We start from the raw sequence: 6,034 nt of genomic DNA on the forward strand, positions 1-6,034 counted from the left end.
CGTCCATGGCCCGTTAGGCCTCTCGCCGCATCCATGCGGCTCGACCCACTCCACAGCACTGGCGTTCGCCCTGCTGAACGGGGCGATTCGCCAGCCTGAAAGTATTGGTTGAAGAACCGTAGTCGGCTGTAGCCCGTAGCGTGGACAACGGCGAAGTCTTGTCCACTGATGGTGTTGGCGCCCAAAAGTGGAAAACGCTGCGCGGTTTTCCACGCTACAGATCTCGTGAATACCAAACATCAGGCTGGCGCCCCGCCCCATCAGTGAGGCCGAGTGTAGGTGTCGCGGAGGGGGATGCGAGGCAGGACGCCCCTTCGTGCCGTGCCCTCGGAGCGGTACCGGAGCGAGGGAGACGTAGCGAAGCGGAGTAACAGCCGCAGGCTGGCCCGAAGGGTGAGCGGAGCGAATCACCCGCAGCGCAGCGGAGGGCCGAAACGTGGGGCAAGCGTTTTTGATTACTTTTGTCCGGGGCGCGCAGCCGCGATTGGCAAAAGTGAGTCGCCCGGGTGGGCGAAAAAAACCATCCGAGCACTCGATAACCAGCTAAGGCACCTAATGCCCCAAACCGTTGGGCTTCGCTGCGCTCAACCCAACCTACGGGAGTAGGCGCCTTACGCCAGGTGCTGCAACCGTTCCACCAGCTGCGCATGCAGCTGCGGATCGCCGCAGGCGAGGATGGCCCCGCCTTGCTGGGCATCGCCGCCATCCCAGGCGGTCATGCGGCCGCCGGCGCCTTCGATGATGGGGATCAGCGCCTGGACGTCGTAGGGCTGCAGGCCCGCTTCGATGATGACGTCGACGAAACCCGAGGCGAGCATGCAGTAGGCGTAGCAGTCGCCGCCGAAGCGGGCCAGCTGCACCTCGGCGGCCACGGCGTCGAAGGCGGCCAGGCGCTCGGGAGTGTCGAAGATGTCGCGGCTGGTGCACATCAGCCGGGCCTGGGCCAGGTTGGCGCAGGTGCGAGTGCGCAGGGCCGCGCCGTTGCGCCAGGCGCCGGCCGGGGTGCCCAGGTAGCGCTCGCCGGTGAAGGGCTGGTTCATCACCCCGATCACCGGACGATTGCCGTCGTTGAGCGCCACCAGGGTGCCCCACAGCGGCAGGCCGGTGATGAAGGCGCGGGTGCCGTCGATGGGGTCGAGTACCCAGCTCAGCGGACTGCTGCCGGCGACGTTCTCCTCTTCCTCGCCGAGGATGCCGTGATCCGGGTGCTCGGCCTGGATGAGTTCGCGCATGGCCCGTTCGGCGGCCTTGTCGGCGATGGTCACCGGGTCGTAGCGGCGACCGGCGATGGCCGCGTCGCCCTTGTCGTCCACCGCCAGCTGGGCGCGGAAGTAGGGCTGGATGGCCACGGCGGCGGCGTCGGCCAGGCGCTCGGCGAAGCGTTCGTAGTAGGAAATCTCGGCAGCGGTCAGGGTCATGCTCATTTCACCAGGCGGGCGTCGAGGCTGTTCTGCGCCAGGCGCCGGGCCTGCTCCTGGGTCATGCCCAGGCCTTCGTGCAGGGCCATGAAGTTCTCGGTGACGTAGCCGCCGAAGTAGGCCGGGTCGTCCGAGTTGACGGTGACCTTGAGGCCGCGGTCGAGCATCTTGAGGATGGTGTGCTGGCTCATGTCGTCGAACACGCAGAGCTTGGTGTTGGACAGCGGGCAGACGGTGAGCGGTATCTGCTGGTCGACCAGGCGGGCCATCAGGCGCTCGTCCTCGAAGGCGCGCACGCCGTGGTCGATCCGCACCACGCCGAGCTGGTCGAGGGCTTCCCAGATGTACTCCGGCGGACCTTCCTCGCCGGCGTGGGCGACGGCCGGAAAGCCTTCGGCACGGGCACGGGCGAAGACACGCTTGAACTTGCTCGGCGGATGACCCTTTTCCGAGCTGTCCAGGCCGACGGCGACGAAGTGGTCACGGAACGGCAGCGCCTGATCCAGGGTGGCCTGGGCGGCATCTTCGGACAGGTGCCGCAGAAAGCTCAGGATCAGCCCGCTGGTCACGCCCAGCTGCTTTTCCCCGTCGGCCAGCGCCTGGGTGATGCCGCGTACCACCACCTCGAAGGGAACGCCGCGATCGGTGTGGGTCTGGGGATCGAAGAAGGGCTCGGTGTGGATGACGTTCTGTTCCTTGCACTTGAGCAGATAGGCCCAGGTCAGGTCGTAGAAGTCCTGCTCGGTGCGCAGCACGTCGGCACCGGCGTAATAGAGGTCGAGGAATTCCTGGAGGTTGCCGAAGTTGTAGGCGGCGCGCAGGGCTTCGACATCGCCCCAGGGCAGGGCGACGCCATGGCGCTCGGCCAGCTTGAACAGCAGTTCGGGCTCCAGGGTGCCTTCCAGGTGCAGGTGCAGTTCGGCCTTGGGCAGGGCGTTGAGCCAGTCGTACATGGGAGCCTCGGGATAGCTTGAATCGGAAAAGATGGACGATTGTCGCACGCTTTGCCGGGTTTTCCGCAGGCATCCGGGTTCCCACTGACCGATGTACGGTGGCTTCGTCGGTCAGAAATTCCCAGCATTCCACGCTTTGCGCCAGCAAAAGGCCATAACGCCTGCATTGGGTCCGGATCTGACTACAATCGGGACGCATGGCTCCAAACACCAGGCGTGAGGTATCCGTGCAGACAGTTCAGGATTACGTTGGCGGCAAGAACAACAATCTCAATCTGATTCGCATGATCGCGGCGCTCGCCGTGGTCTTCAGCCACAGTTTCGCCATCTCCAGTGGCACCGCCACGGCGGAACCCGGGCGCGAGAGCCTGGGCATGACCCTCGGCGACATCGCGGTCGACATCTTCTTCATCACCAGCGGTTTCCTGGTCACCAAGAGTCTGCTCAGCCGCGCCGACATCATCGACTTCGTCTGGGGCCGTGCCCTGCGCGTGGTGCCGGGGTTGCTGGTAATGCTGATGCTGACGGTGCTCGGCCTCGGCGCCTGGCTGACCCGGGCGCCGCTGCAGGATTATTTGAGCGATCCCCAGACCTGGTTCTATCTGCTGAAGAACACCGGGCTGATCGCCGGCGCCGAATTCGACCTGCCCGGGCTGTTCGAGGGCAATCCGCTGCAGACCATCGTCAATGGCTCGCTGTGGACGCTGCCCTTCGAGGTGGGCATGTACGGCGCCCTGGCGCTGCTGTGGCTGGCCGTGCTCTGGCTGCGTCTGGACAGCCGGCACTTCCAGCGCGCCATCCTGCTGTTCGCCGCCGGTGCCGTGCTGTTCAAGCTGTTCGCCTATTACTTCTTCGCCAGCGAATCGCACCTGCTGCGGCTGTTCCAGATGTTCTTTCTGGGAGGCGCCTTCTATGTGCTGCGCGGCTACATTCCGCTGTCGCGCGCGTTGTTCGCTGCCGCTGTGGCGCTGCTGGCGGTGGCCACCCCCGATCGGGACAGCTTCTTTCTGGTCTATAACCTGACGCTGGGCTACGTGCTGCTCTACCTCGCCTTCGTCCCGGGCGGGCGCATCCGCGCCTTCAACGAGGTGGGCGACTATTCCTACGGGCTCTACATCTATTCCTTCCCGGTGCAGCAGACCCTGGCGGCGGTGATCCCCGGCATCGAGGCCTGGACCATGGTGCTCCTTTCCATCGGTATCACCCTGCCGCTGGCGGTGGTGTCCTGGTTCCTGGTGGAACGCCATGCCCTGGGCTACCGCCAGGCCTGCGCGACCGGCACCAAGGCGGTGTGGAAGCGCCTGGCGCCGCGCCCCCGGGTGGGCTGAGGGGCGGCCGCGCGGGCGATCAGGGCAGGGCTGTACCGAGGTGCGAGCGTTTTGCCGTCTACGGGGGTCGTAACAAGGCATTGCTCAACCAAGGACGCCCCTTTCCATGCTTGCCGCCCTCAAAGACGAAACCCTGCTGCTGGTCGCCATCGGCGCCACGGTGCTGGCCTATGTGTTCGAACACGCCCTGCTCAGTGGTGGCCAGACCCTGGCGCTGATCGCGGCTGGCGGTCTGATCGCCGCCATCATCTGCGCGGCCATGCGCGTGGCCCACCACGCCGAACTGCTGGCGGAAAAGGTCGGCGATCCCTATGGCACCATGATCCTGACCCTCTCCGCCGTGCTGGTGGAGGTGATCATCCTGGCGATCATGATGAGCCACGACCACTCGCCGACCCTGGCCCGCGACACCATCTATGCCGCGGTGATGCTGGACATGAACGGCATCATCGGCCTGGCCGCCCTGCTCGGCGGCCTCAAGCATGGCGAACAGCCCTACAACGACGATTCCAGCCGCAGCTACGGGGTGATGATCATCACCGCGGTGAGCATCTCCATGCTGGTGCCGGAATTCATCCCCTCGGCCCAGTGGCATGTCTATTCCTTCTTCACCATCGGCGCCATGGCGCTGCTCTACACCCTGTTCCTGCGCATGCAGGCCGGCCCGCACAGCTATTTCTTCAGCTACAACTACCCGGACAAGAAGCGCAAGCGTCCGGCGGTCGAGGGTGAAACGGCCGATGCGGGTCATGGGGAAAGCAGCGCCACCCTGTCCATCGCCATGCTGATCGTCGGCATCGTCGCCACCGGGGCCCTGGCCGAGGTGATGTCCAAGTCGCTGGATACCGGCCTGGAAGGCCTCGCCGTGCCGGCGCTGGTCCCTGCGCTGGTGGTGGCGACGATTTCCGCCAGCCCCGAGATCCTCACCGCGCTGCGCGCGGCCATGGCCAATCGCATGCAGTCGGTGATCAACATCGCCCTCGGCGCCAGCCTGTCCACGGTGATCCTCACCGTGCCGGTGGTGGAAGCCATCGCCCTGTACAATGGCCAGCCGATCCAGATGGCCATGACCCCGGTGCAGACGGTGATGATGGCCGTGACCCTGATCGTCGCCGCCATCAATCTCAACGACGGCGAGACCAACGCCATCGAGGGCATGACCCACTTCGTGCTGTTCGGCACATTCATCATGCTGACCATTCTCGGTCTCTAGGGACGCACCATGATCGACAGCGAGCTCATCAGCAACTACGGTTACGGCGCCGCCGTCCTGGGCGCCCTGATCGAGGGCGATGGCGTGGCCATCCTGGCCGGCATCGCCGCCCGCCACGGCTACCTGCTGTATCCGCTCACGGCCGTCTGCGTGGCCCTGGGCGGCTTCATCGGTGACCAGACGCTGTTCTTTCTCGGGCGGCGCTACGGCGACCGCATCCTCGGTCGCTTCAAGCGCCAGCAGGCGCGCATCGACTGGCTGCGCAGCCGCATCCATCGCCACGAGGCGCTGTGGATCATCGGCATCCGTTTCGCCTACGGCTTCCGCCTGATCGGCCCGCTGCTGATCGGCGCCAGCGGCGTACGTCCGCGGCGCTTCCTGTTCTTCAACATCATCGGCGCACTGCTCTGGGGCTTTTTCATGACCGGCATCGGTTATGCGGTGGGCGAGATCCTGCGGGACTTCTTCGCCGAGCATCATGTGTCGAAGCGGTGGTTCTTTGCGGCGGCGATCTGTGTGGCGGTGCTGTTCATCGGCGCCCGCGCCATTCTGCGGCGGCGGGAGAGGGTGTAGGGGCGCTTTGTAGGTTGGGTTGAGCGGAGCGAAGCCCACGGCTTTGGGGTTTGAGCTGTTGTACTGGCTGATTATCGTGGTTTGCTGATGGTTTCTGTTTCGCCCACCCGGGCGAGTCACTTTTTTCAAACGCCAAAAAAGTAACCAAAAACGCTTGTCCCCACGTTTCGGCCCTTCGCTACGCTCCGGGTCCCCTCGCTCCGGCGCCGCTCCGGGGGCACGGCACGAAGGGGCATCCTGCCCCTCGCGCCTTGCTCGGCGTCCTGCCTCGCATCCCCCTGCGCGACACCTACACTCGGCCTTACTGACGGGGACGGGACGCTAGCCGGAAAGTTGGGTATTTCCAGTATCTGTAGCGTGGAAAACCGCGCAGCGTTTTCCACTTAGGGAGTAACGCCTATCGCGTGGACAAGGCTGCGCCGTTGTACACCCTACCGGTTTACACCCAACGCATCAGGCGCGCGATTCGCCCCGTTCAGCAGGGCGAACGCCAGCGTCGTGGAGTGGGTCGAGCCGCATGGATGCGGCGAGAGGCCTAACGGGCCATGG

At 65.1% G+C, this 6,034-nt stretch carries 5 protein-coding genes; 3 read left to right on the forward strand and 2 right to left on the reverse strand.

The window, feature by feature from the left end:
- Positions 1 to 611: 611 nt before the first annotated feature.
- Positions 612 to 1,418 (reverse strand): histidinol-phosphatase, encoded by an 807-nt coding sequence (gene hisN / locus GSQ95_RS21975; RefSeq protein ID WP_158896847.1) that lies wholly within the window; start codon positions 1,416 to 1,418, stop codon positions 612 to 614.
- Between the two features lie 2 nt (positions 1,419 to 1,420).
- A complete protein-coding gene (locus tag GSQ95_RS21980) occupies positions 1,421 to 2,371 on the reverse strand; it encodes an adenosine deaminase (protein WP_158896848.1) in 951 nt (316 codons plus the stop codon).
- 227 nt (positions 2,372 to 2,598) lie between these two features.
- Here GSQ95_RS21980 and GSQ95_RS21985 point away from each other — a divergent pair, with 227 nt between their 5' ends.
- The 3 genes from GSQ95_RS21985 to GSQ95_RS21995 all read left to right on the forward strand — a co-directional run bounded on the left by GSQ95_RS21985 (position 2,599) and on the right by GSQ95_RS21995 (position 5,485).
- On the forward strand, positions 2,599 to 3,699 hold the full coding sequence (locus GSQ95_RS21985) for an acyltransferase (protein WP_305983284.1): 1,101 nt from the start codon (positions 2,599 to 2,601) through the stop codon (positions 3,697 to 3,699).
- A 106-nt stretch (positions 3,700 to 3,805) separates the two neighbouring features.
- Complete coding sequence (locus tag GSQ95_RS21990; protein WP_158896850.1) at positions 3,806 to 4,912, forward strand: calcium:proton antiporter; 1,107 nt, start codon at positions 3,806 to 3,808, stop codon at positions 4,910 to 4,912.
- 9 nt (positions 4,913 to 4,921) lie between these two features.
- Positions 4,922 to 5,485, forward strand: coding sequence for a DedA family protein (locus tag GSQ95_RS21995; RefSeq protein WP_158896851.1), 564 nt, complete (start codon positions 4,922 to 4,924; stop codon positions 5,483 to 5,485).
- The last annotated feature ends 549 nt before the right edge of the window (positions 5,486 to 6,034 follow it).

The sequence above is a fragment of the Pseudomonas sp. BAV 4579 genome, from assembly GCF_009765395.1.
Lineage (GTDB): Bacteria > Pseudomonadota > Gammaproteobacteria > Pseudomonadales > Pseudomonadaceae > Chryseomonas > Chryseomonas aestiva.